Below are 25,414 nucleotides of genomic sequence, written 5' to 3'. Positions count from 1 at the left end.
TAGATCTAAGGATCTTAGTTTAATGTAAATTCTCTTTTTAATTTGCTTAGTTGATTTGCAATACTAGCATTGTATTGTATATCTCCTATGCGAAGGATGAAACCACCTAAAATGCTTTCATCTATAATGTTTTCTACTTCAATATCTTTTCCAGTAATTTCTTTAGCTTTTGCTAAAACTTTCTTCTCTAAAGCATCTGTTAATGCTACTGCTGTTGTTACAGTTGCTAACTCAATACCTTTAGATTGATCGAATAACTGGCTATACTTAAGTGCTACTTCACTTAAAATATTAATTCTGTTATTACTTATTAAGACATCTATTAAGCTTAATGTTGCTTTGTCTGATGCTTTAAAAACTTCTAATAACACAGTTTTTTTAACTGTTGAATTAATTACAGGGCTTTGTAGCGTATCTCTTAAATCCTTACTTCCTGCAATAGTATTAGCAATTAGCTTCATATCATTATTTACAGCATCTACTGATTTTTGATCTGTTGCTAAACTTAATACCGCTTTTGCGTAACGTATTGCTGCTCTTGCTCCTGACATACTATTCTTAGTTTAATTTAGCTTCACCTAACATAGACTCAACTAATTCAAGTTGTTTTCCTTTATCAGCTAATTCACCTCGCACTACTTTTTCAGCAATATCAATAGACAATCCTGCTACGTGATTTTTAAGTTCTGCCATAGCAGCTTTCTTTTCACTTTCAATAGCAGCCTGCGCTTGTTCTATCATTTTATTAGCTTGCTCTTGCGCTTCGCTTTTAGCGTCTTCAACCATTTTATTTTTGATATCACGCGCTTCTTTAAGCATAGTTTCACGCTCAGCTCTTGCTTCTTTTAATAACTTTTGGTTATCAGCTTGAAGGTTTTGCATTTCTAATTTTGCACTTTCAGCAGAATCTAACGCGTCTTTAATACCATCTTCTCTTTTTTCAACAGCTTCAAGAATTGGTTTCCAAGCAAATTTTCTTAAAAGTAATACTAACCCAACAAACAATACTAATTGCCAAAAGAACAATCCTATTGAAAACTCATTTATTAACTTTTCCATCTATATCTATTATTTTATAAATATTTAATTTAAAAAACAGCTTTAACCAACCGTTAAAGCTGTTTTAGTTTTTTTAAGCTGCAAATAAAGCAGCAAATCCAATACCTTCAATTAAGGCAGCAGCAATTAACATTGCTGTTTGAATTTTTCCAGAAGCTTCTGGTTGACGTGCAATTGCGTCCATTGCTGAACCACCAATTTTACCGATACCTAAACCAGCACCGATTACGATTAAACCTGCTCCTACAATACTTGGAATTGTCATAATGTATATATATTAAAATTAAACATTCTTTTTTAGTGATCGTCGTGGTGTTCTTCCACAGCTGATCCAAAATACAAAGCAGATAACATAGTAAAGATATATGCTTGTAATGCGGCAACTAAAAGTTCTAGTAATGATAAAGCAAACGCTAAACCAAACGATAAAGAACTTCCTAACCAGTTTTTAAATATGAACATTAAACCAATTATACTCATTAAAACGATATGTCCTGCAGTAATATTTGCATACAAACGAATCATTAAAGAGAATGGCTTAATTATAGTACCTAGCAACTCAATTGGTGCTAAAATAATTTTCATTGGTGTTGGTACACCTGGCATCCAAAAAATGTGACCCCAGTAATTTTTATTTGCCGTAAATGTTGTTAACACATATGTAATTAAAGCTAATGCTAATGTTACAGCAATATTATTTGTTACGTTAATTCCTAATGGCGTTAAACCTAATAAGTTTATAATCCAGATAAAGAAAAATACAGTTAACAAATATGGCATGTAACGCATGTAGTGTTTTTTACCAATATTTGGAATAGCAATATCATCTCTAATATAAAGGATAATTGGCTCTAAACCACGCCCAATCCCTTTTGGTAAAGCACTTGTTTTATATTTTTTAGCCATTCTACTAAAAACAACAAACATTAATAACGCAATAACAAAAATTGTGAATACGTTTTTAGTAATAGAAAAATCTAAAGGCTTAGCATTTGTTGCATGATGATGTTCATCTAAATGAATAGTTCCAGATGCATCTGTTTTATATATTTTTCCGTGAAATGATTTATAGTAATTACCACCTTGCTCAACAACAGCTTCTCCATGGTGTAATTTTGAAGAAGAAAAAACTTGTAAGCCTCCATCCCAAAGAATAACAGGTAGAGGAAACCCAATATATTTATGCTCTCCAGTTTCAGTAGTATAAGACGTTAAACTAAAATCATGTGAATCAAGTAAATGATGATTTATATATTCTTTAATTTCAGTTTTAACATCTCCAGCTTCCGCATGAGATTCTTCTTCTTTTGCAAAAGAAAATGCTGTAACAAAAAAGAAGAATAAACAAATCGTCTTTATAGAAAAAATATTTCGCATATCACTTATGATAAATAGTGGCTTAAAAATCGGTGCAAAGGTATGCTTTTATCTGAAAATCAAAAAACAAAATTTTATATTATTTACAATAATATTCTAACTAGCTTGAATTATCTAAATTATTAAGAAATTTAGACAGAATAATACTTTCTGTAATAAGACAAACTACGTAAGGAATAAAGAATGTAAAAAATTCTAATCGACTTAAATTACCGTCTGAATTATATTTTGGATAAAGAAGCAGAAAAAAGAACAAAAATTTTAACATACTTGCTCCCAAAAAAATAAAGCCTAACTGATCTTTAAGTTTCTTTTTTAATAAAAATATCACAAGAATCGCGCTACAAGCCAATATAACGTTAATACTATAAGAATAGATTAATTGATTAGTTTCTAAAGATTGGCTAATTGAATTATTTACAAGAAGATGAATAAAAAAAGCTACAGTAGAAACACCAACTACATTTAAACATTTAACAATACTATTTTTTATAATCAAGGATTTAATTTATTTATCTGTTTTAATACAGCATATAAAGAAATGCCAACACCTAATAAAGTACAAATAATTAAAAAAGCTTTACCAGAACTATTATAATTAGTATCTAACCATTTTCCTAACAATACAAAAAGATATATAGTTATACCCATTTGTATAGCTATACCCGATAGAGCTGCAATTTGTTTAAGCTGTTTGTTCTGTTTCTGTTGATCTTTTCTGCTCACCTTTGTTTATTTCTTTTACCATGCCTTTCATAGCACATGTAACATTAAATGTTGCACCTGGCTCGACAGCTAATTTACTTACAATAACGTCTCCTTCTATATGTGCAGATTCTTTTAAAGTTAACGTCCCCGATAAAGCTAATTTTCCTGAAAACTTACCTTCAAAATAAGCATCAGTACCTTGTAACGTTCCATTTATAAAACCTGCTTTCCCTACAACAACTTTTCCTGATGTTTTAATATTACCTTCAATAACACCATCAATTCTAAAATCGCCTTCACTATTAAAATCGCCAACAATTTTGGTGCCTTGAGCTATAATATTTTGACTTGATGTTCCTTCAACCATGTGCTTGTTTTTTTTATTATCAGAAAACATAATGCTTTTAATTTAATTATTGTCTTTATTTAAATAAGCGTCCAAATTTTTATGAATTTGAATAATTTGATAATTTGTAGATGACACTGCAAAGTAAGGTTCTTTTATTTTTTTCTTATTTTCCTTTGTTAATAACTGATCGAATGTTTGTGCTACTTGTCCGTTTTTGAGACCATGAACAATTACAAAAGAAGTTTCTGGACTATAAATATCAACCGATGACTTTAATTTATAATACTTAATACTTTTTAAAACAGTATCTAAATTATTTTGAAAAGCTAAAAGTTGTTCTTTCTCTGGATTTTTAAATTGAAAAACAACCTTATAATTACTTAAAATACTATCATTTACTTCTACAAAATCTGTACTAGCTAATTTTGGCAATACATTAGTTTCTATATTTTGGGCACGTTTACCTTCTAGAGTATTTGCGTATGTAACTGCTAAATGATTAATAGCTTTTCTGTAAGGCTTAAAACCATAAAGTCGCCCTATTGCAGTAGCTTTTAATAATTCTAATTTAGGCACAATAGGCTCGCCATCAAATTTATTAATATAATCTTCACTTTTAGAAATAACATCTGCATATTCTTGATTTTGATGTTGAATATAAAGCGCTTCGTATAAACTTTCAGGACTGTTTTCATCTTTATCAGAAACTAATTCAGGGTTCTTTAAAATAAATGCATAACGAGATTCTGGATACTCTTTTATAATCTCATTTTTTGCTATTGAAGCTTCACCATTTTCATCTAACAACTCATAAATTTTGTATAAGTTATATTTAGACGGCAATATTAATCGCTCCTCTGGTTTGCTTTTTAATAGATCTTGAAGCTTATCTTTTGCTAGTTCGTATTCTTTAAACTTCTCTTTGTAAATTAATCCTAATTGGTAATAAGCATAATTACGGTCTTTAGAAATGCTATCTATTTCTTTTGCTTCAGAAGGAATTTTAGAAATATAAAATTGAGGATCGAATTTTTCATCATCTGTTGCTAAAGCTACAATATCATTATTTGAAACACCTCCAATTGTTCTCGATTGACCTTTACTAGACAATCTCCAGTCATCACTTAATGTTCTATCACCCCATATTTTAACAAACTCGTTTTTACCATAAGCAACAGTTGTTGGATTATAAAAATAAAACATTGTAGCTTGACTAGGAATTCCTGGACCTCCTCTATTAATAGAACCACCAATAGTATTATTTACTGTAGCTAAACCTTGATTTCTTTCGGCAGCTTCTGCCTTTTCTTTTTCTTCTTCGGCTTTAATTTTTAGGTTTTCAATAAAAGATTCAAAATAAGCTAGCCTACCAGCTTCTGATAAATTAACCAATTTTAGAATACTATCATTTGCCTTGGCTATAGCTTCGTAGTAAATAACATCTTCTAAATTATCTCGCTTTCTTTTTATAACTCGGTATGGTTTTGAATTAAGCACCAAACTAGTCATGGTACTATCATAATATTGACCCGCTGTACTATAAATAGATTTATCGAAATTCATGTCTCCAAGAATTTCATAGTTTTTAGCTTTTAGAAGCTTGTCTCTAGAATCTGTTCTTAACGACTTATTATAATAAGCAGTTGCAAGAGAATCTGATTTATTGGTTAAATGATACGTTGCTATTTGGTGATAAATTTTATCTAAAAACGGACGGTTTTCTCTGTTTTCTTCTAATTCATCAAGTAATTCTACAAGTTCTAATTTATTACCGTTTTCGTAATCGAAATTTTTAACTTTCTCTAAATACGCACTAATCATATAAATGCGTGGTGTTTTTCTATTAAGCTCTATAACCCTATCAAAAGTAATGTTTGCACTATCCTTTTTTCCTAATTGATTATATAATTGCCCTTGTATAAAACGATAACGACCACGTTCATCATTACTTTTTGTGGCATTTGATGCTATTTCTAATTGTGTAATAGCGCTATCTACAGACTTTGTATTTAAATATGCCTGTGCCAACATTGAGGTTGCATCGGCTAAATCTTGACCTTCTAAATCTTCTTGAAATAATAAACGTTTTAAGTTTTTAATAGCCAATTCATCATTATCTAAACGAATATTCGTTTTTTCTCGCCAAATTTTAGCTTGATTAATCTTATCACTCGCTGGATACTTATATAAAATATAATTGAAAGCTTCTAAAGCTGGTACAAAACGCTGATCGAAATATCTGGATTTACCTAAAAGCAAATAAGCTTCATCAATTTGCGGGTTTTTCTCTTTCCCGTCTATATTCATACTATGTTTCTGAATAGTCTTTACTGCTTTTTCTTCGGCTCTTGTAAAATTTTCATTTTTAGATTGACCAGGAAGCACCACCTCATCAAGTATTTGCATACGCTCAATAGGTAAAACATCCCAATAGTTATCAAAATAACCCTCATTAAGAGTATTTCTTCCTTCTTCTAAAGCATTATATCCGTTATAAAGTGTATTGAATTCTGCTGTAACAGCATGAAAATTTCGATTAATAAATTTATCCTTTTTTCTAGAACAACTTACTACCAAAAAAATAGAGCAGATAATAAGAAGTATGGCTTTAATAGGTGTTTTCAATGCTGGTGTTTTTTAGTCTAAATAATAACTATAAACTCTTGCTATTATTATATATAGACGTAAAAATAAGCATCTTTTTGGATTTAGCTATAAAATAAAGTTCCTTTTAAAAAAACTGCTAGCTTGCAAAATGCAACTCCAATTCTTTTAAAGTAGCTTCACTTGTTTCTAAGTCTTTTACTATTTCGCCTTTTTCAAGCACTACAATACGCTCGCATACATCTGTAACATGCATTAAATCGTGACTAGAAATTAAAACAGTAATACCTTGTTTTTGGGCTAAATCTTTAATAATTCCTTTTAAACGAATTTGAGTTGTAGGATCTAAATTAGCAAAAGGTTCATCTAAAATAATGACTTCAGGGTTACCAATTAAAGCAGCTACAATACCTGCTTTTTTCTGATTTCCTTTACTTAAGTCGCGTAAATACTTTTTTTGACCTAAAACTTCTCCATGGAAAAAGTCTTCAAATTGAGCTACCAATGTATCTACATCGGCTTTATTTTGTCCGCGCAATTCACCAATAAAATAAAAATATTCTTCGGCAGTTAAATAACCTATTAAAAAACTTTCATCTATAAAAGCAGATGTAAAGGGTTTCCAGTCTTCACTTTTATCTACTTGTACATCATTATTATTAATAAACCCTGTTGTTGGCTGAATTAAATCTAGTAACAAACTAAAATAAGTTGTTTTTCCAGCGCCATTATTCCCTACTAAACCAAAACTTTGCCCTTTTGGGATTTCTAATGATTCTATATTTAAAACTAAATTACTATTATATTTTTTTGAAAGGTTTGATGTTGTTATCATAATTATATTTATTAATTATCTTGATCGAATGCATCAATCATTTTATACTTTGATTCTAAATATTTAGCTGTAATTATTTTCATCAATTTTTGATGAAATATAATGCCTATAACACCTAGGATTGCCAATACTAAGCAGGCTATTTCGAAACTAATTAAAAAGTAAAACAATGCAAATAATCCCATTGGTACTAATAACAATGGTATACCTATAAGCCACTGTACTGCTCCTGTGCCCTGATAATTAAACGCTGCCTTTTGACCTAAATCAATCTTTTTCCTATTAAAAGAACCACCATACAACATAACATGCGAATTAACACCTATATTATAAATTGCTGCCGCAAAATGTGCTAATAAAATTTTCCATCCAAAATAAACGTAGGGAATACCAAGTACAAATAAAATAACAACACTTAATGCCATTAAAGTGAATTTTGAATTCAAATATTGCTCATATTTAATATTCTGACTCATAAGCAGCTTATAATAACCGCTGTCCCAGGCCGGAATAAACTGTCCAAAATTGATTAAAAAAATACCTGTTGAAAAAACACCTATAAAAACGAAAAACCATGGCATATTTTGATAAGTAGGTTGCGGGTAGAAAAACAAGCCATAAAGCAAGCCTATTGCTAGCATAAAAACAGAAGACTTAGTTCGTTTATTACGCCAAATCAATTTTAAATCTAATTGCATAAAAGGTGCAATGTCTCCAAAGTTTTTTGTCCAATCTAAGTTTGATGTATTAACCTCTTTTATTTTTGTTTTTAATCCGCTATCTAAAAAAAGTTTTTGTTTTAAAATCTTAAAATTATAAGCATAAAACAATATCAATATTGTAATTGGCACTAATATGAATAAAGGGTTTTCAGAAATTGATATAATTCCTTTAGAAAGAGCTTCAGAAATTGATATAATTTGAAAATAATTCAAAGCATAAAGACCTCCTACTATAAGGATAATTGGTAAAATTGATAGTTCCGTTTCCGCAGATTTACTTTCAATAATAAAATTAAGAAAGTTATTAATTAAGATTAAAATTATAATAGTTACAAACCAAACTAAAACAGTTGTTGAGTTATAACCACCAGAAATGAGTTTAATACAAAAAGGAACAACTGCAAATAATGGCAAGAAATTAATAAATGACATCACCGATTTTCCTAAAACATAATTAACAATCCGTTTCCGTTTTACAGGAAGTGTAAGCAAGGGCATAACACTCATAACTGGAAGTTTTTGGAAAAAAAACCGAATCATTAAATCTCCTAAAATCCAAAAGAAAATGAAACTACTAAAAGCTACAAGCGGATCTAAATTAGGATAAAATTCATTTAAAATTTTATCCATAAAAAAACCCATAGATAAAAACATAACCATAAAATAAAGTGCAAAAAAGCCCATTAGTATTTTTACACCTAGACTTTTCCCAAAACTTGCAGACCTAAAAAAAGCTTTCCACTCTAAACTTAAAAATTGTTTAATCATGTTATATATTTAATTCTATGTGTTAGTATTCTTTTTAGTTTAATTGTTACATCCAAAATTTAATTTTACAAATCTACTTCACTATTTTTGTAAAAATTTTTCATATGTCATCATTTCACAAACTATCGATTAAAGATATAAAAAGAGAAACTAATAAAGCTATTAGTATTACGTTTAATCTTACAGAAAATTTAAAAGATGCTTTTGCTTTTAAAGCAGGACAGTACATTACTTTAAAAACTGAAATTGATGGCCATGAAGTAAGGCGAGATTACTCTCTTTGTTCTTCTCCAAAAAGTGGCGATTTAAAGGTGGCTGTAAAAGAAGTAACAGATGGCACTTTTTCATCTTACGCTAACAACTCTTTAAAAGTTGGTGATGTTTTAGAAGTAGCACCTCCAAAAGGGCGTTTTGTTTTTACACCAAACGATTCTAAAACTAAAAATATAGCAGCTTTTGCTGCTGGTAGTGGTATTACACCTGTTTTAAGCATTATAAAATGTGCTTTAGAAGAAGAAGTAAATAGCAAAGTCATTTTAGTTTACGGTAACAAAACGACTGAAGACACTATGTTTTTAAATGAAATTTTAGAACTTCAGCACCAATATAAAGATAGATTTTCTGTTCAATTTGTATTTAGTCAAAAGGATGAAGACAATGCTATTTTTGGACGTATTGAAAAAAGCACCGTTAATTACGTCGTAAAAAACGAATACAAACATATTGAAGTAGATGCTTTTTATCTTTGCGGACCAGAAGCAATGATACATACTGTAAAAGATGTATTAACAGATCATGGTATTGATGAAGAACGTATTCATTTTGAACTTTTTAAAGCTGCCAAACCCGCCGAAGTTGAAGAAGAAATAACAGCAACCGGTAACACAAAAATTACGATTACTGTTGATGATGAAACGACAACTTTTGAAATGGCACAAAAACAAACCATACTTGAAGCGGCTTTAGACGAAGATGTTGATGCACCTTATTCTTGCCAAGGTGGTATTTGTAGCAGTTGTTTAGCACGTATTACTGAAGGCGAAGCTACTATGCGTCAAAATAATATTTTAACAGAAAATGAAGTTGCTGAAGGTTTAATTCTTACTTGTCAAGCACATCCTACAACACCAACTCTTACTGTTGATTTTGATGATGTGTAATGTCATTCCTGTGTAAGCAGAAATCTTATTGATTGAAAATTAATGACAAGCGACACTATAATATTGCTTCAATTTTATCTATAATAGTTTTAGGAATAATGCTTCCTGAAGCTTTTTCGTAGCCTTCTGGGTATTTATTACCATAAATAGATGTTGGTATTTTAGGGTATTGATTTCTATCAGGTAATAACGCATATTCTTCGGGCTGATTAAAAGGAGCAAAACCAGCATACGGATGCGTAACACCCCAAACAGTCACTACTTTTACTCCCAACATAGCTGCTAAATGCGCATTGCCAGAATCCATAGAAAGCATAACATCTAAATTAGAAATAACATCTAACTCTTCATCTAAAGAAAGCTTTCCAGCAACAGTAACAACATTGCTAAAATCGTTTTCAAAATTATTTAGAATGTCAATTTCTTTTTTACCGCCTCCAAATAAAATAATTTGATTGTTTTTCGAAAGTGTTACAATAACATCTCTCATCAAATCTAAGGGATACATTTTTCCTTCATGGGCTGTAAAAGGAGCAATACCAATACGTTTACCCTCATTTTTACCTAGAAGATTAATGCATTTTGAGTTTAATTTTTTAGGTTCTATAAATAATGGACTCTTTAAATCGATAGGATAACCTAAGGCTTCAAACACATCTGCGTAGCGTTGATGTGTTGTTTTTAATTGCTGAAAATTTTCACCTGAAACCAACGCTTTTTTTTCAGCGCGACCTTTATCTATTTGAACCATTTTTTTCCCAATTAAAAAGCACTTTAAAATATTGCTTCTTAATACATTGTGTAAATCGGCAACTGCATCAATTTTTTGTTTTCTAAGCTCTTTTGAAAGTTTATAGAGCCCAAAAACACCTTTATGATTCCCTTTAACCTCAGCAGGAAAAACTGAAACGTTTGGTAAATCTCTAAAAAACGGAGTAAAAAAAGCACGCGTTAAAACAGTAATTTTTAAATCTGGATATTTTTGGTTTAACGCGCTTAAAACAGGCACCATCATAGCTACATCCCCCATTGCTGAAAGACGAATAACTAGAATGTGTTTTTTTGGTTTTGACATCAATTTTTAACTATAAATATCATAGTTCTAGCCAAAATAAAATTCAGTTTATAACTGAGTAATTATTTCTGCTCTCGTAGAACAGGATTAAGCTCATCGTCATTATACATTTTCATTTGCTTATACACTTTCATGTATTTATCACCTTTTTCAATATCACTTAAAAGTGTATCAATAGCAGTAGACAAATCAACACGTTGTTCTAATAAAATATCTAATTTTTTTTGGCAAGCAGCTTTATGAGATTCAGAAGCATCTTCACGAGTTGCCTCTTCATTCATATGATATACTTTCAATGCCAAAATTGATAATCTATCAACACCCCAAGCAGGACTTTCTGTATTAATTGTAGCTCCTTCTTTAGCCGTTACATTTTTATATTGCTCAAGAAAATAACTATCAATATATTCTACCATATCTGTTCTATCTTGATTAGAAGCATCTATTTGGCGCTTTAATGTTAAAGCAGCAACAGGATCTATTTGTGGATCGCGAATAATATCTTCATAATGCCATTGCACTGTATCTATCCAACATTTTCTATATAATAAATGTTCTAATAAATCGGTTTTAGAATATGGATTTTCAAAAGGCTGATCAACCGTATTAATAATATGGTATTTTTCAATAACGTCTTGAAATATTTTGTTGGCTTTACTTGTAAACATAATGTATTATTTTAAAGCGTAAATATAAGTCTATTTAATTAACTTTACTACTGTAAAAACTCAATATAGACACTATGAATATTCATAATATTTCTGAAAAAAACTCCGTTTTAAATACTTTTATTTCTGAAATTAGAAACGTAATAATCCAAAAAGACAGTATGCGGTTCAGAAGAAATATTGAGCGTATAGGTGAAATTTTAGGTTATGAAATGAGCAAAACATTAAATTACAAAATCAACACTGTTGAAACACCATTAGGTAATTCCGACATTAATTTAATAGATGATGAGATTGTTTTATGTTCTATTTTAAGAGCAGGAGTTCCGCTTCATAACGGTTTGCTCAACTATTTTGATACTGCCGAAAATGCTTTTATTTCTGCTTACAGGCACCATAAACAGAATCCAGAAAGTTTTGAAATTATTGTAGAATATTTAGCCTGCCCCAATTTAGAAAACAAAACACTTATTCTAGCAGACCCCATGTTGGCTACCGGACAATCTATGGTTGCCACGTTTGAAGCTTTAAAGCCTTTTGGAACACCAAAAGAGATTCACCTCGTTAGCGTTATAGGAGCACAAAAAGGCATTGATTTTATTGAAAAACACTTTGATAATAACACGCATTTATGGATTGCTGCTATTGACGAAAAGCTTAATGATAAAGGTTACATTATACCAGGGCTTGGCGATGCAGGTGATTTAGCTTTTGGAGAAAAACTACAGAAATAACAAAACAAAAGGCACTAAAATTAAAACAGAAAGAAACACTTCTTTAAACCATTTTTCTTCAATAACCTCAATATAATTTGTAATAATTATTGATAATGGTGCAAACGCAAATAAAAATTCGCTGCCATCTTTTTTAGGTACTAATATTATAATTACTAACGCAATTAAACCAGCAAAGAGAATGGTGTTAAAAGACGCTCGAAAGGCTTTCATTTTTTGTTTAATGCTCTTTATATAAAATATAGAAGACCAAATACCGAAAGACAAAAGCAATGTGATAGCAACTAAATATTGTGGTGAATTATAACTACTTAAATCATAACTCACCTCTGGTAAACTTTTAAATAGACTAAAAAAACTATCATTAAAAATAATAGAAGTCGCTGTTATTACTAAGAAAACAGTTAATACTCCTGTAAAAGGAATAAACCAATGGTTTATTTTAGTTTCAGAATATAATATCAATGAAATAAGAATTAAAACAAAAAACAAAATGGCCCAAAAATAAAATAATGCAGCAATGGCAATCCAAAAAGCGGCGTCAAACAGCTTCTTTTTAACATTAATTTGAGAACGTAAACTTATTATTCTACGCAAGCCTAACATGATAAAAAAGTTAGACAAAATAATATTCACATTATTTGTAGTCTCCGTAATAGTTAACAAAAACAGACTAAACAAAAGAATTTCGTAGTTGTTCTTATTCGTTAAGTTATTCTTACTAACAATAAAATTAAGTAGTAAAATAGAAATATAACAAACACCAAATAAGACAAGGTGTTTAAAAACAAACAGCATTGATATTGGCGTATTTACAAGCCCTATTCTTGCTGTAAAAAAAGCAATAAGCGCAATAAAAAATACAATGATAAAATTTATTGGCCTAGATTTACTAAAAATACTTGTAATCATTAACTGTTTTTGTATTTTTGCCTCGTAAATATACTAACTATCTAATCAGTTAGAAAATAATATATCAAACACATGAAAGATTTCTTTTACGCTATCCAAGATTTATTTGTTAATGTACTTTTTTCACCTTTAGATGCTTTAAGAGCATTAGAGTTAGAAAACTGGTTTGCAGCAAATACATTGTCATGGATTTTCATCATTATCGGATTTGTAGCTATGGTTTACTGGATGCTACAACTAAAAATATTTAGTGATAATAACGAAGAAGACAAAAGTATTTCTTCTCATTCATTTTTATAAATCGAATCCAATATCTTTACGATAATTCATCTTATCAAAATGTAGTTTTTCTATATTTTGGTAAGATTTTTTTATGGCCTCTTGATACGTATCTCCGTATGATGTTATAGCCATAACACGCCCTCCAGAAGTTACCACTTTACCATCTTGTAATTGCGCGCCTGCATGAAAAGGGATAGAATCTTCAATGGCATCAATACCAATAATTTCTTTTCCTTTTTCATAAGCTTCAGGATAACCTCCAGATACTAACATGATGGTTGTTGCTGCACGCTTATCAATTTCAATATTAATTTTGTCTAACGTTCCATTAGCCATAGCTTGTAGAATTTCAACAAAATCATTTTTAAGCCTTGGTAAAACAACCTCTGTTTCAGGATCTCCCATTCTCACATTATACTCAATAACTTTAGGGTCGTCTCCTACTTTTATAAGTCCGATAAACACAAAACCTACATATGGTAAGTTATCCTTTTTAAAACCGTTAATAGTTGGTTTTACAATGCGCTCTTCTATTTTATTTAAAAATTCATCGGTAGCAAAAGGCACTGGAGAAACAGCTCCCATACCACCAGTATTTAATCCTGTATCACCTTCACCAATACGTTTATAATCTTTAGCTGTTGGTAAAATTTTATAGTTTTCACCATCAGTTAATACAAAACAGCTTAATTCAATACCATCTAAAAACTCTTCAATGACTACTTTGGTACTTGCTGCACCAAACTTAGCATCAACCAACATGCTTTTTAATTCGGCTTTAGCTTCCTCTAAATCATTTAAAATAACAACACCTTTTCCTGCTGCTAATCCATCTGCTTTTAAAACATAAGGCGCTTGTAATGTTTCTAAAAAAGCATATCCTTTTTCAACAGTTTCTTTCGTAAAACTCTCATAGGCTGCAGTTGGAATATTATGACGGTATAAAAATTCTTTAGCAAATTCTTTACTTCCTTCTAATTCAGCAGCGGCCTTTTCTGGTCCAATAACAGACACATGCTTTATAGCATCATCATTTAAAAAATAATCGTGAACACCTTGCACTAAAGGATCTTCTGGACCAACCACAACCATATCAATGCTTTCTTTTAAAACTAATGTTTTTATAGCATCAAAATCGGTTACACCAATATTTACATTGGTTGCTACTTCTGCAGTTCCTGAGTTTCCAGGTGCAACAAATAATTGATTAGATAATGGACTTTGAGCAATTTTCCAAGCAAAAGTATGTTCTCTTCCGCCAGAACCAAGAATTAAAATATTCATTTTGATTATTTTTATTAGATTCCCATCTTAATGGGAATGACAAATTATCGTTTTATACGATTGCAAAAATAAAATTAATGCCACCAATTCACGAATATTTTTTATTTACTTTACAAAAATTATAATTTACTTTGAATTTGTTCGATTTTTCCTTAAAACTAAAAGGCTTCCCTATAGATGAAGCCAAACGTTTTTTGAAAACTATTCAAAATAAAAAGGAAACATATTATACTGCTTATATTGAAACAAAAAAGCTAGAGATTGTTTCATATCATTTAAAACATAATCCGTTTTATAAAGCTTTTGCTAAAGACATAAATACACAAGATTGGAATAGTATTCCGGTAATGGCCAAACGCGATTTACAACAACCTTTACAACAAAGACTTTCAGACAATTTTACAACAAAAAATGTTTATACAAATAAAACATCTGGTTCATCTGGAGACCCATTTATTTTTGCTAAAGACAAATTTTGTCACGCCTTAACTTGGGCTGGTTTTATTGATAAATATAATTGGTTTAATTTAGATTTTAACACCTCTAAACAAGCACGATTTTACGGTATTCCATTAAACAAAACAAGCTATTATAAAGAGCGTTTTAAAGATGTTTTAAGCAAGCGTTTTCGATTTTCGGTATTCGATTTAAGTGACAAACAACTTGAAAAAAATTTAAAAAAATTTAAATCAACTCGTTTCGATTATATTAATGGTTACACAAGCTCTATTGTTCAATTTGCAAAATATTTAGAACACAAAAATGTTGTTCTTAAAACTGTTTGTCCGTCGCTTAAAGCTTGTATTGTAACTTCTGAAATGCTTTTTGAAGAAGATAAAACACTTTTAGAAAACCAACTAGAAATCCCTATTATTAACGAATATGGCGCTGCCGAATTAGGTTTAATTGCTTTTCAAAACAAAAAAAAGGAATGGCTCATTAACAACGAAGACTTATTTGTTGAAATTCTAGATGAAAACAACAATGTTTTGCCTTACGGCGAAGAAGGCCGTATAGTTATAACATCCCTTTACAATAAAGCACACCCGTTTATTAGATACGACTTAGGTGATATTGGCACTTTATCGAAATTAAGTACTCCTGAAAAACCCATCCTTGAAAAGTTAATTGGCAGAACCAATGACATTGTAGTTTTACCTAGTGGAAAAAAAGCTGCGGGATTAACTTTTTATTATGTCACAAAAACTATAATTGAAGATGATGGTAATGTAAAAGAATTTATTATAGAACAACTTAAACTTGATACGTTTAAAATTAGCTATACAAGCCACACTAATCTTTCTGAAGAAAATTTTAATAATATAAAAAGTGCTGTTTCTAAATATTTAGAACCTAACTTAATTGTTCTTTTTGAAAGAAAACAACTTTTAGAACGCTCAAAAAGTGGTAAGCTGAAACAGTTTAAATCTTATTTATAGAAATTGTTTGTTTCGATTTTACAAAGAAATGCTCTATTAAAAACACAAACATACAATAGACAGATTTTAATGTAGAAAACCCCAAGCCTTTTTTATAAACCCAATAATTATATTTTACTAAATTCAATTTGTTAGAAGACATTGAGTTTTCTCGAACACGATAATAAGCCAAAGACTCCTGAATGCTCAGAGCTTTTTTACCAGACTTTTTAATTGCGGCTAACCATAACAACCAATCTTGTCGTTTGCGCAAATCTGGTGTCTTTATTTTACCTAATACCTTTGCATTATATATTCCTGTTAAATTACCAATGTAATTACTTTTTAAAAGCTTGTTATATGATAAATGAGGTAATGCTTTTACTTTTTTGTTTAAAAATTCTCCGTTTTCTTTTATTAATTCATAACTAGAATAACAAACATCGCAATTTTCAGTTTGCATAAATTTGATTTGGGATTCTAGCTTTTCTGGTTTCCATAAATCGTCTGCATCTAAAAAAGCAATATAATCGCCTTTTGCAAAATCGATTCCTTTATTTCTTGATATAGCTGCACCTTGATTTGTGTCGTTTTTAAGAAGCTTTATTTGAGGATAGTTTTTAATATATTCTTGAACGATTGAGAGCGTTTTATCTTGTGAATTATCATCGATTAGTAGTAACTCCCAATTTTTATAGGTTTGCTTTAAAACGCTATTTATTGTTTCTGAAATAAAAGCTTCAGAATTAAACATGGGCGTTATGATAGACACCAAGGGTTTCAACATCTTTTAATATGCTTTTTCTTCTCCAATTAAAATATTTATAGTAGTTAAAAAAATAATTTTTAAATCTAGTAATAACGACCAGTTTTCTATGTAAAAAATATCATATTTAATGCGATTTATAATATCATTATCTTCTTCTACTTCTCCTCTATAACCTTTTATTTGAGCCAAACCAGTGATCCCTGGCTTAACTCCATGTCTAAAAATAAAATTAAACTTATCTATTTTTTTTGAATACGCATCTGTGTATGATGGCATATGAGGTCTTGGTCCTACAACGCTCATCTCCCCTTTTAAAACATTAATAAATTGTGGTAGTTCATCTAAACTAGTTTTACGCAAAAACTTACCAATCTTTGTTAGACGCTCATCGTTTTGTTTAACATAAGTTCCTCCAACCTCCTTAGTGATATTTAACGACCTATATTTAAAACAATAAAACTCTTTATAATTTATTCCATTTCTTTTGTGCCTGTAAAATAATGGCCCTTTAGATTCAATTTTAAGTAAAATAAATATAATTATTGAAAGCCAAGAAAGTATAAATACTATAATAATTAATGAAAATAAAACATCAAAAACCCTCTTTATTAGCTTATTAAAATTGTTATTTAAAGAAACTTCTTGAATTGATAAAACAGGAAGATAATTATAATAATCTGTATGAAGCCTTTTATTAAAAAGTTTCGTTGAATTTGGAACAAACTTTATGTTACAATGGTTTATGTTTGCGTATTTCACATACTCATTAACTTGTTTTTCCGTTAATTCGTCAATGGCACAATATATTTCGTCAACCGTTAAATTATTTTTAAGGAATTCAAAACTTTCCTTTATACTTCTTCCATTGACACTATCTTTTTCAGAATTACTAAAAGTAGCTATTAAATTATAGCCAAGACCTTTTTTCTGCTTAAACATTCTTTGAAGGTCTTTAACATTTTCTCCTTTACCAATAATAACAACGTTTCTTATATTACCTTTTAAATATAATCGAAATACTTTTAAAACATAAAAGCTTATCAGCTTAATTACTCCTATAGCTAAGAAAGAATATATTAAATATTTAAAAGTTATTAATGCAGAAACATTTATACTTCTAAAAACTCCTTGAAAAGCAAAAACAATTATGGAAAAAACAAAAAACTGTTTTAGTAAAAGATATATTATACTTAAAGAAGAAGTATACCTGTATACATTATAAAATTTTAAAATAAAGGTTGATAAGAGCCATAATAATACTGAGTAAATAAGATACAGTAAATACTTATTGTTATAGGCTTTTGACGAGAAAAAATATAATTCTTGATCGTTAAAATTTAATAAAAAATAGGCAAAAATATTTATAATGAATATGTCACAAAGAATCAATCCCGGTCTTAAAAGCCATGAATACCTTCCTCGTATATATTCCATAAATATTTATTTGTTTATATATCCCGAAAAGTCTTTATGCTCACTTTTATATAACTCTTCTTCTGTTAAACTTTTAAAATAATCAAAGGTAATTTTCATTCCTTCTGCTCTAGAAACTTTTGGTTCCCAATTTAAAAGTTTTTTTGCTAAAGAAATATCTGGTTGTCTTTGCATAGGATCATTAACAGGTAGATCTTTATAAATTACCTTTTGAGTTGTTCCTGTTAATTTTATTATTTCTTCAGCAAAATCGCTAATAGTTATTTCATGAGGGTTTCCAATGTTTACTGGTTCAGGATAATCACTTAAAAGTAATCTATATATCCCATCAACTTCATCATCAACATAACAAAACGATCTTGTTTGAGATCCATCTCCAAAAACCGTTAAATCTTCACCTCTAAGAGCCTGCCCCATAAAAGCAGGAATAACACGCCCATCATTAAGTCGCATTCTTGGTCCATAAGTATTAAAAATTCGAACAATACGCGTTTCAACCCCATGAAATCTATGATAAGCCATAGTAATAGACTCTTGAAAACGCTTAGCTTCATCGTAAACACCACGAGGCCCAATTGTATTTACATTTCCATAATAATCCTCTGTTTGCGGATGCACTAAAGGGTCTCCATATATTTCTGATGTTGAAGCAATTAGCATTCTCGCCTTTTTTGCTCTTGCCAACCCTAATAAATTATGTGTTCCTAAAGACCCTACCTTTAAAGTTTGAATTGGGATTTTCAAATAATCTATTGGGCTTGCTGGAGATGCAAAATGTAATATATAATCTAATTCGCCATCAATCGATATAAACTCGCAAACATCATGCTCTATAAAATCAAAGTTAGGATGATCTTTTAAATGACTAATGTTTTTTTTGTCTCCTGTAATGTAATTATCCATGCCAATAACATGATAATTTTCTTTGATAAAGCGATCGCATAAATGTGATCCTAAAAATCCTGCTGCACCTGTAATTAAAACTCTTTTCATATATTATTCTCTTCCAATTGAACTATAATAAAATCCTTCCTTTTGCATTTCTTCTAAGTCATATAAATTCCTCCCATCAAAAATTACAGGTTGTTTTAAATTATTTTTTAATGTATTAAAATCTGGGGTTCTAAAAAGACTCCATTCTGTACAAATTATTAAAGCATCTGCATCAATTGTAGCCTCGTTTTTATTCAACGCATACTTTATATTATCTCCAAATTTACGTTTAACATTTAGCATTGCTTCAGGGTCAAAAACCTGAATATTTGCTCCTTTACTTAATAATTCTTCTATAATGTATAACGCTGGAGCTTCTCTAATATCATCTGTTTCTGGTTTAAAAGCTAATCCCCAAATAGCAAAGGTTTTTCCTTTTAAATCAAAACTAAAATGAGATTCTATTCTTGGGATAAGAATTTTTTTCTGAACTTCATTAACATTAATAACAGCTTCTAATATATCAAATTTATATCCAACATCTTTTCCTGAATTATATAATGCTTTTACATCTTTTGGAAAACATGATCCGCCATAACCTATTCCAGGAAATAAAAACCGTTTGCCAATTCTAGAATCAGTACCCATACCAACTCTTACTTTATCTACATTAGCTCCTACTTTTTCACAAAAATTGGCTATTTCATTCATAAAAGTAATTTTAGTTGCTAAAAATGAATTAGCAGCATATTTAGTAAGTTCTGCTGACTTTTCATCCATAACAATTATAGGATTTCCTGACCTAACAAATGGTTTGTACAATTTTTCCATTAATTCAATTGCTTTTTGAGAACTTGAACCTATAACTATACGTTCGGGCTTTAAAAAATCATCTACAGCATAACCCTCTCTAAGAAATTCTGGATTAGAAACTACATCAAATTCAATATTTGTTTGATTAGAAATAGTCTTTGTTACTTTTTCTGCTGTTCCTACAGGAACAGTACTTTTATCAACTATAACTTTATAACTTTTTAACAATTTACCAATATCTGCAGCACAACCTAACACATATGATAAATCAGCAGATCCATCTTCACCTTCTGGTGTGGGTAATGCTAAAAATATAATCTCTCCATGTTCTAAGCCCTCTTCTAGAGATGTTGAAAAATGTAATCTATTTGCTTTTATGTTTCTATGAAAAAGGACATCTAAATGTGGCTCATAAATAGGCAGCTCTCCTAGCTTCATTTTGGCAACCTTTTCCTTGTTATTATCTATACATAATACGTCATTCCCAGTTTCTGCTAAACAAGTACCTGTTACCAATCCAACATATCCTGTTCCTATTACCGCTACTTTCATTTTTTGTTTTATATTTTTTAATATGCTTTTTCTTCTCCTTTAAATATGTTTGCCACGGTTTGAATTATAATATTAAAATCCATCAACAAAGACCAATTTTCAATATAGAAAATATCATATTTAGTTCTATTCACGATATCTTCTTTTGTTTCAATTTCTCCTCTATATCCTCTGACTTGAGCTAACCCAGTTACTCCTGGTTTAACAAAATGGCGTACCATATATTTTGGTATTTTTGTTCCATACATTTCATTTTGCCTCCATAAATGAGGTCTTGGACCAACAACGGACATAGAACCAAAAAGAACATTAAAAAACTGAGGAAGTTCATCTATACTTGTTCTTCTAATAAATTTACCAACTTTTGTAATTCTAGAATCATTTCTTGTTGCTGAATCTTCAGATCTTGAATTTAATGTCATAGAACGAAACTTATAACAACCAAATCCTTCTTCTTTTATTCCTGGTCTATTTTGCCTAAAAAAAATAGGCCCTTTGCTTTCCAAAATTATTATTAATCCTAAAACAGGTATTAACCATGAAAGAACAAAGAAAATAATTATTAAAGAAAATATAATATCAAAAACACGTTTTGTTATGCTTTTTATTGGAACATCTAAAGGAATTTCTCTTAATGAAAGTATAGGTGTAATATCATAATAATTGAGACGCAAATTTTTACTGAATAACTCTTCTGTATCAGGAATAAATTTTAAACTTTTTAAATTGATATCACAGAAATTGATAAACTCTTTTATTTCTTCATTAGTTAAATCTTTAACTGAACAATAAACTTCATCAATTTTGTTTTTTATAATAAAATTAAAGCTTTCTATAATTGATCCTATTTTATTATCATTAACTTCATTTGTAAAAAAACCCATAAACTTATAACCATACCCAGGTTGATTATTAAAAAAGTATTTAAGCTTTCTTGTTGATTCATTTGAACCTATTATGACAACTTGTTTATAATTACTTCCCGTAATTACTCTGTATTTCTTAAAAATAAAATGTAAAAATGCTCTCCAAAAAATTAATACAAAGAAAAGGATTATAAAAAATTCAATTACATTAACAGACTCTATAACTGATTTTTTTATATATAAATATGAAAAAACTAACAAAACAAAAACAAAAACCTGTTTTAATAATAATGATATTACCTCAGTGATTTTTGTAAACCTATAAACACTGTAAAATGAAAAAATTATTGAAAGAACTATCCAAAAAACGACAAAAAACAGTAAATCATATATTTCTTTTGTAAGAAGAAAATAAGTAAAAAAAGATATTATAAATAAATCTAAAACATATAATAATGGCCTTATTAATTCAGAATACCCTTTTTTACTTTTCATTTAACAAATAAAATTGGTTACAAATATATGCTAATTTTAATAAAAAAAACACATCTATAGTCAACAGAATACATGAAAATTGATCGATTAATTTGCCTTTAAAAGACTTCGAGTTCTAATTTTTAGAATTATATTGTTTGATAAATAGATTTAAAATCTTGAACATTATTTTGATTCAAGTTTAACCCTATTTATCAAACAATATAACATTATAAATAAATAAAGACCTTTCTGTCTCCATAAAAAGGACTCCGTTAAAAAAATTAAACTAATAGTGATAAAAAACATCAAAAATAAAAATCTCTTTGTTTTGAACGCTTTAACTAAAGAATAAATTAACATAAAAATTAATAATATGAGTCCAAATATTCCAGTTTCAGAAAAAATCTGAGCATATTGATTATGATAATTATAATCATGGAATTCTGGATATGTATTAAATAATAGATGCCTTTTTTTAATATTATCTCGGGAGGCAAATAATCCGAATCCTTTCCAAAAAATAGATTCTTCTTTAACTTGCTCTTTTAAAATTCTTAATTGTAATATCCGAATAGAACTACCTGTCCATAAATAAACCTTTCCAAACTTCTCCTTATTTAAAACCTCACTAAACTTGGTTTCTTTTTCAAATAAAAACCTTTTACTAATAGAAATACAACTTATTCCTAAAAATAAAAAAGTAATTATTGTTATTAAAATCAATTTGTATTTTTTAATTTTTTTTATTTTGTTTAAAGAAAAATAAACAATTAAACCAACAACTAAAATTAACACCATTGTTTTAGAAGACAATAAAAACAAAAGCGCTATAAACAATAAAATCATTGCTTTGTTTATGCGCCCACTTTTCTTATCGGATAATAAATAGAATAAACTTATTGAAAATGCTACCGATACATATATAGCATTTAAATCTAATACACTTACCAATTCATGGTAAGAAAAAGCACTGATAGATTTTGTATTAAAATAGTTAAAAACAGCTGTAATTAAAAAGAAAAGTCCTAATATAGTATTTGTAATAGTAAAAAATTTAAGAACTATTTTGAAATTTTTAATAGAAAATTTAGGAATAATAATAAAAGTTAAAGGAACTAAAAAAAGAGCAATTGTTCTTTCAAGTCCAGTTTTTGTTTGATTTTGATTGACTGACCAGAAATAAGTAAAAAAAAACAATAAATATATAAGTATTGGTAAATAAAGTGTAAAGTCGAATTTAATTTTACTCCTGTATATTATAAAATGGCGTAACGAGAAAATTATAAAAACAAAAAGTGCAACACTATTTATTACATACCCTAAAAACAACGTAGATAAGACTAAAGAAATTAAATACGCTAAAAATTCTTGTGTATTTATAAAGTCTTTAATTCTGTTTAATACATTCATTAAAAAAGTTTAAATATTTTTTATTTATTACTTCCCATCTATATTCATTATCGATTTTTGAATAACAATTATCAATTTTATTTCTGTTCTGATTTTTATCAACAGTTTCAATAAAATCTTTAACGTCCTCTTTGTTTTCAAAATAAAAAGCATTATCATTTAAAATTGATTTTGAAAATTCATTATTATGGGCAATAATTAAAGCTTTTGATGCCATAGCTTCTAATAAAGAAGGATTAGTACCTCCTACAGAATGACCATGGAAATATAACTTAGAATAATATCTCAAATTATTTAAGTGCTCTAAATTAAAAATCCCTCCCATAAATTTAATATTCTTACAATTTTTAAATTTGTTCTTTAAGTGTCTACCAAACTTATTAGCATCATGTCTACCAACAACTAAAAATATAGTTTTATCGTCACTTAAAGCGACGCCATCTAAAATAATTTCTAAATTATTTTCTGGTTCAAACCTCGCTACAAGCATATTATAATTGTACTTCTCAACATCATATAACTTTAAAATTTCTTCATTTGGTGTTTTAAATAACTCTGCACCATATGCAATAAATTCAGACTTTGAGTTATACTCTTTTAAAATATAATTCTGAATTCCGATAGAATCTGAAACTAAAAAATCACTTGTTTTTACAGCTAATCTTTCTGCATATTTCAAAAACCTTCTAACTAATGGTGAATATTTTGAGCGTTTCCATTCTAAACCATCCATATTACTAATAATTACAGGTTTTTTAGGTAATAACCAATGCCAAATAGTATTACTAGTATAGCCTAACTGAAGTATTATATCAAAATTTCTTTTACGAGAGTCTATAATACAATTTAAGTCATATATAAATTGACCAAATGTCCCTAATTTATATTCAGGATCAAATTGATGAATAATATTTACACCATGAAATATTTTCTCTTGATAAAGATGATTATGAGAATTATAAACCCAAACATCATGCCCTGCTTCGGCAAGAAATACTGAAAAAAATTCAGCAAACTGTTCAAACCCAGAATAATGATTTGGAATTCCTCTTGTTCCTAATATAGCTATTTTCATATTTTAATTAACTAACTTTTAATACTTCTTTGTATGCTTTTATTGTTTTTTGAGCTGTAATATCCCAATTATACTCAGCCAAAATCTTTTCCCTATATTCTATATTTGTTTTAGCAGAATATGCTCTATCTACAGCTAATCTAATAGAGCTAATATCTTTTGGATTACAATAAAAAGCATAATCTTCAAAATACTCCATTTGATCGCCTCTGTTAGTAATAACTATATTACATCCTAAATATGCTGCCTCCAAAGAGACCAAGCCTGTTGTTTCAAACCAACTTGCTAAAACGTGTACTTTTGCCTTAGTATAAATTATAGATAACTCTTCTTGTTTCAATTTCGGTATAAAATGAATGTTGTCAGAAGCTGTCTCAAGACATTTATTATAATATTTAGTTGCGTTTAAAGTAGGGGCTCCTATAATATAAACATTGTACTTAGTATTATTTAATGCCTGTATTAGGTTTAAATGGTTTTTTACTGGGGTTATTTGACCTACAGAAATAATACTGTTTTTAAATTTATTATATTTAGAATTATTTGAATCATCATATTTAAAAACTGAAATATCTATACCATTGGGTATAACATAATATTTTTGTTTTAGTCCGTAAGATTTATATAGTCGATTATATTCACTTTCAGAATTTGGCAAAAGTAATTCTGCGTTTTTAATTATCCATTTCACTGATTTTTTATGACCAAAAATAAAGTATTTGTAATCTGTTATCTTTTCTTGTTTCTTTAAAAATCGTCCAATGGCTTTTATATATTCCATTTGATTAAGACTAAATAACTTACTTAAAAGAAGCCTAGATTTTTGAAAATGGTTTTTCTCAACTTCTGAAAAATCAACAAATATAGTTGATATCACATAAGGCAATTTTGATTTATTTATTACTCCTAACAAATCTGATGGCCTACATATATTAAAAAGGTGTAATAAATCATAATTAGAATAATCTATGCTATCATTAACTGTTTTTACATCTACTGATACACCTTTGAATTTATTTATATATGCGGCTGTTTTTGTTATTTGTATCGTATCCCCTCCTGGTTGCAAGAATAGCGTTGCTCTACTTACCATTAAAATCCTCATAAATTATCTTATTTTCCTGTTAAAT

General features: G+C 28.9%; 26 protein-coding genes. 4 read left to right on the top strand and 22 right to left on the bottom strand.

The window, feature by feature from the left end; all coding sequences use genetic code 11:
* Positions 1–14 precede the first annotated feature (14 nt).
* The 10 genes from atpH to ACH5TW_RS09975 form a co-directional block, all read right to left on the bottom strand.
* Positions 15–551: an ATP synthase F1 subunit delta gene (atpH, locus tag ACH5TW_RS10020; protein WP_439336362.1), complete on the bottom strand. Its 537-nt coding sequence runs from the start codon at positions 549–551 to the stop codon at positions 15–17.
* 7 nt (positions 552–558) lie between these two features.
* Positions 559–1,059, bottom strand: coding sequence for a F0F1 ATP synthase subunit B (locus ACH5TW_RS10015; RefSeq protein WP_439336361.1), 501 nt, complete (start codon positions 1,057–1,059; stop codon positions 559–561).
* 73 nt (positions 1,060–1,132) lie between these two features.
* Positions 1,133–1,324: an ATP synthase F0 subunit C gene (gene atpE, locus ACH5TW_RS10010; protein WP_175445408.1), complete on the bottom strand. Its 192-nt coding sequence runs from the start codon at positions 1,322–1,324 to the stop codon at positions 1,133–1,135.
* Between the two features lie 32 nt (positions 1,325–1,356).
* Positions 1,357–2,436: a F0F1 ATP synthase subunit A gene (gene atpB, locus ACH5TW_RS10005; RefSeq protein WP_439336360.1), complete on the bottom strand. Its 1,080-nt coding sequence runs from the start codon at positions 2,434–2,436 to the stop codon at positions 1,357–1,359.
* 100 nt (positions 2,437–2,536) lie between these two features.
* Positions 2,537–2,935, bottom strand: coding sequence for a DUF6168 family protein (locus ACH5TW_RS10000; protein ID WP_439336359.1), 399 nt, complete (start codon positions 2,933–2,935; stop codon positions 2,537–2,539).
* Entirely contained in the window at positions 2,932–3,162 is a 231-nt protein-coding gene (locus tag ACH5TW_RS09995; RefSeq protein ID WP_439336358.1) for an AtpZ/AtpI family protein, read from the bottom strand. Before ACH5TW_RS09995 ends, ACH5TW_RS10000 begins: the two co-directional genes overlap by 4 nt.
* On the bottom strand, positions 3,122–3,541 hold the full coding sequence (locus ACH5TW_RS09990; RefSeq protein ID WP_439336357.1) for a bactofilin family protein: 420 nt from the start codon (positions 3,539–3,541) through the stop codon (positions 3,122–3,124). Before ACH5TW_RS09990 ends, ACH5TW_RS09995 begins: the two co-directional genes overlap by 41 nt.
* Before the next feature lie 12 nt (positions 3,542–3,553).
* The gene (gene porW, locus ACH5TW_RS09985) at positions 3,554–6,118 is read right to left on the bottom strand and encodes a type IX secretion system periplasmic lipoprotein PorW/SprE (RefSeq protein ID WP_439336356.1); all 2,565 of its coding nucleotides are present in this window, start codon (positions 6,116–6,118) and stop codon (positions 3,554–3,556) included.
* A 118-nt stretch (positions 6,119–6,236) separates the two neighbouring features.
* On the bottom strand, positions 6,237–6,932 hold the full coding sequence (locus ACH5TW_RS09980; protein WP_439336355.1) for an ABC transporter ATP-binding protein: 696 nt from the start codon (positions 6,930–6,932) through the stop codon (positions 6,237–6,239).
* 11 nt (positions 6,933–6,943) lie between these two features.
* Positions 6,944–8,422, bottom strand: coding sequence for a DUF5687 family protein (locus tag ACH5TW_RS09975; RefSeq protein WP_439336354.1), 1,479 nt, complete (start codon positions 8,420–8,422; stop codon positions 6,944–6,946).
* Between the two features lie 104 nt (positions 8,423–8,526).
* On the opposite strand from ACH5TW_RS09975, the gene ACH5TW_RS09970 reads away from it, so the two are divergent.
* Positions 8,527–9,582, top strand: a complete 1,056-nt coding sequence (locus ACH5TW_RS09970; protein ID WP_439336353.1) for a 2Fe-2S iron-sulfur cluster-binding protein — start codon at positions 8,527–8,529, stop codon at positions 9,580–9,582.
* A gap of 55 nt (positions 9,583–9,637) precedes the next feature.
* Here ACH5TW_RS09970 and ACH5TW_RS09965 read toward each other — a convergent pair whose 3' ends face one another.
* Complete coding sequence (locus ACH5TW_RS09965; RefSeq protein ID WP_439336352.1) at positions 9,638–10,657, bottom strand: glycosyltransferase family 9 protein; 1,020 nt, start codon at positions 10,655–10,657, stop codon at positions 9,638–9,640.
* A 62-nt stretch (positions 10,658–10,719) separates the two neighbouring features.
* Positions 10,720–11,325: a DUF4254 domain-containing protein gene (locus ACH5TW_RS09960; protein ID WP_439336351.1), complete on the bottom strand. Its 606-nt coding sequence runs from the start codon at positions 11,323–11,325 to the stop codon at positions 10,720–10,722.
* A gap of 74 nt (positions 11,326–11,399) precedes the next feature.
* Between ACH5TW_RS09960 and upp the strand changes: the two genes are divergently transcribed.
* Positions 11,400–12,059 carry a uracil phosphoribosyltransferase gene (gene upp, locus ACH5TW_RS09955; protein WP_439336350.1) on the top strand — a complete coding sequence of 220 codons (660 nt, stop codon included), beginning with the start codon at positions 11,400–11,402 and terminating at the stop codon, positions 12,057–12,059.
* Here upp and ACH5TW_RS09950 read toward each other — a convergent pair.
* On the bottom strand, positions 12,048–12,971 hold the full coding sequence (locus ACH5TW_RS09950) for a DUF6427 family protein (protein ID WP_439336349.1): 924 nt from the start codon (positions 12,969–12,971) through the stop codon (positions 12,048–12,050). The genes upp and ACH5TW_RS09950 overlap by 12 nt on opposite strands.
* A gap of 72 nt (positions 12,972–13,043) precedes the next feature.
* Here ACH5TW_RS09950 and ACH5TW_RS09945 point away from each other — a divergent pair, with 72 nt between their 5' ends.
* Entirely contained in the window at positions 13,044–13,271 is a 228-nt protein-coding gene (locus ACH5TW_RS09945) for a DUF6341 family protein (protein WP_439336348.1), read from the top strand.
* On the opposite strand, the gene purD is transcribed toward ACH5TW_RS09945, so the two are convergent.
* Positions 13,266–14,537, bottom strand: a complete 1,272-nt coding sequence (gene purD / locus ACH5TW_RS09940; protein ID WP_439336347.1) for a phosphoribosylamine--glycine ligase — start codon at positions 14,535–14,537, stop codon at positions 13,266–13,268. The two genes, ACH5TW_RS09945 and purD, sit on opposite strands and share 6 nt — an antisense overlap.
* 131 nt (positions 14,538–14,668) lie before the next feature.
* On the opposite strand from purD, the gene ACH5TW_RS09935 reads away from it, so the two are divergent.
* On the top strand, positions 14,669–15,976 hold the full coding sequence (locus tag ACH5TW_RS09935; protein ID WP_439336346.1) for a phenylacetate--CoA ligase family protein: 1,308 nt from the start codon (positions 14,669–14,671) through the stop codon (positions 15,974–15,976).
* Here ACH5TW_RS09935 and ACH5TW_RS09930 read toward each other — a convergent pair.
* The 8 genes from ACH5TW_RS09930 to ACH5TW_RS09895 all read right to left on the bottom strand — a co-directional run bounded on the left by ACH5TW_RS09930 (position 15,960) and on the right by ACH5TW_RS09895 (position 25,389).
* Positions 15,960–16,742 (bottom strand): glycosyltransferase family 2 protein, encoded by a 783-nt coding sequence (locus ACH5TW_RS09930; RefSeq protein ID WP_439336345.1) that lies wholly within the window; start codon positions 16,740–16,742, stop codon positions 15,960–15,962. The two genes, ACH5TW_RS09935 and ACH5TW_RS09930, sit on opposite strands and share 17 nt — an antisense overlap.
* A gap of 3 nt (positions 16,743–16,745) precedes the next feature.
* A complete protein-coding gene (locus tag ACH5TW_RS09925; RefSeq protein ID WP_439336344.1) occupies positions 16,746–18,158 on the bottom strand; it encodes an exopolysaccharide biosynthesis polyprenyl glycosylphosphotransferase in 1,413 nt (470 codons plus the stop codon).
* A 6-nt stretch (positions 18,159–18,164) separates the two neighbouring features.
* On the bottom strand, positions 18,165–19,151 hold the full coding sequence (locus tag ACH5TW_RS09920; RefSeq protein ID WP_439336343.1) for a UDP-glucuronic acid decarboxylase family protein: 987 nt from the start codon (positions 19,149–19,151) through the stop codon (positions 18,165–18,167).
* 3 nt (positions 19,152–19,154) lie between these two features.
* Positions 19,155–20,456, bottom strand: coding sequence for a UDP-glucose dehydrogenase family protein (locus ACH5TW_RS09915; protein WP_439336342.1), 1,302 nt, complete (start codon positions 20,454–20,456; stop codon positions 19,155–19,157).
* Between the two features lie 17 nt (positions 20,457–20,473).
* A complete protein-coding gene (locus ACH5TW_RS09910) occupies positions 20,474–21,817 on the bottom strand; it encodes an exopolysaccharide biosynthesis polyprenyl glycosylphosphotransferase (RefSeq protein WP_439336341.1) in 1,344 nt (447 codons plus the stop codon).
* Positions 21,818–21,982: 165 nt separating this feature from the next.
* Entirely contained in the window at positions 21,983–23,209 is a 1,227-nt protein-coding gene (locus tag ACH5TW_RS09905; RefSeq protein ID WP_439336340.1) for an O-antigen ligase family protein, read from the bottom strand.
* Positions 23,187–24,284, bottom strand: a complete 1,098-nt coding sequence (locus ACH5TW_RS09900; RefSeq protein ID WP_439336339.1) for a DUF1972 domain-containing protein — start codon at positions 24,282–24,284, stop codon at positions 23,187–23,189. The genes ACH5TW_RS09905 and ACH5TW_RS09900 overlap by 23 nt, the downstream gene beginning before the upstream one ends.
* 7 nt (positions 24,285–24,291) lie before the next feature.
* Positions 24,292–25,389, bottom strand: coding sequence for a glycosyltransferase (locus ACH5TW_RS09895; RefSeq protein ID WP_439336338.1), 1,098 nt, complete (start codon positions 25,387–25,389; stop codon positions 24,292–24,294).
* Positions 25,390–25,414 lie beyond the last annotated feature (25 nt).

The organism is Thalassobellus sediminis (genome assembly GCF_044386045.1).
GTDB lineage: Bacteria > Bacteroidota > Bacteroidia > Flavobacteriales > Flavobacteriaceae > Thalassobellus > Thalassobellus sediminis.
Note: the sequence above shows the minus strand (reverse complement) of the source record. Positions and strands in the feature narration are given on the sequence as shown.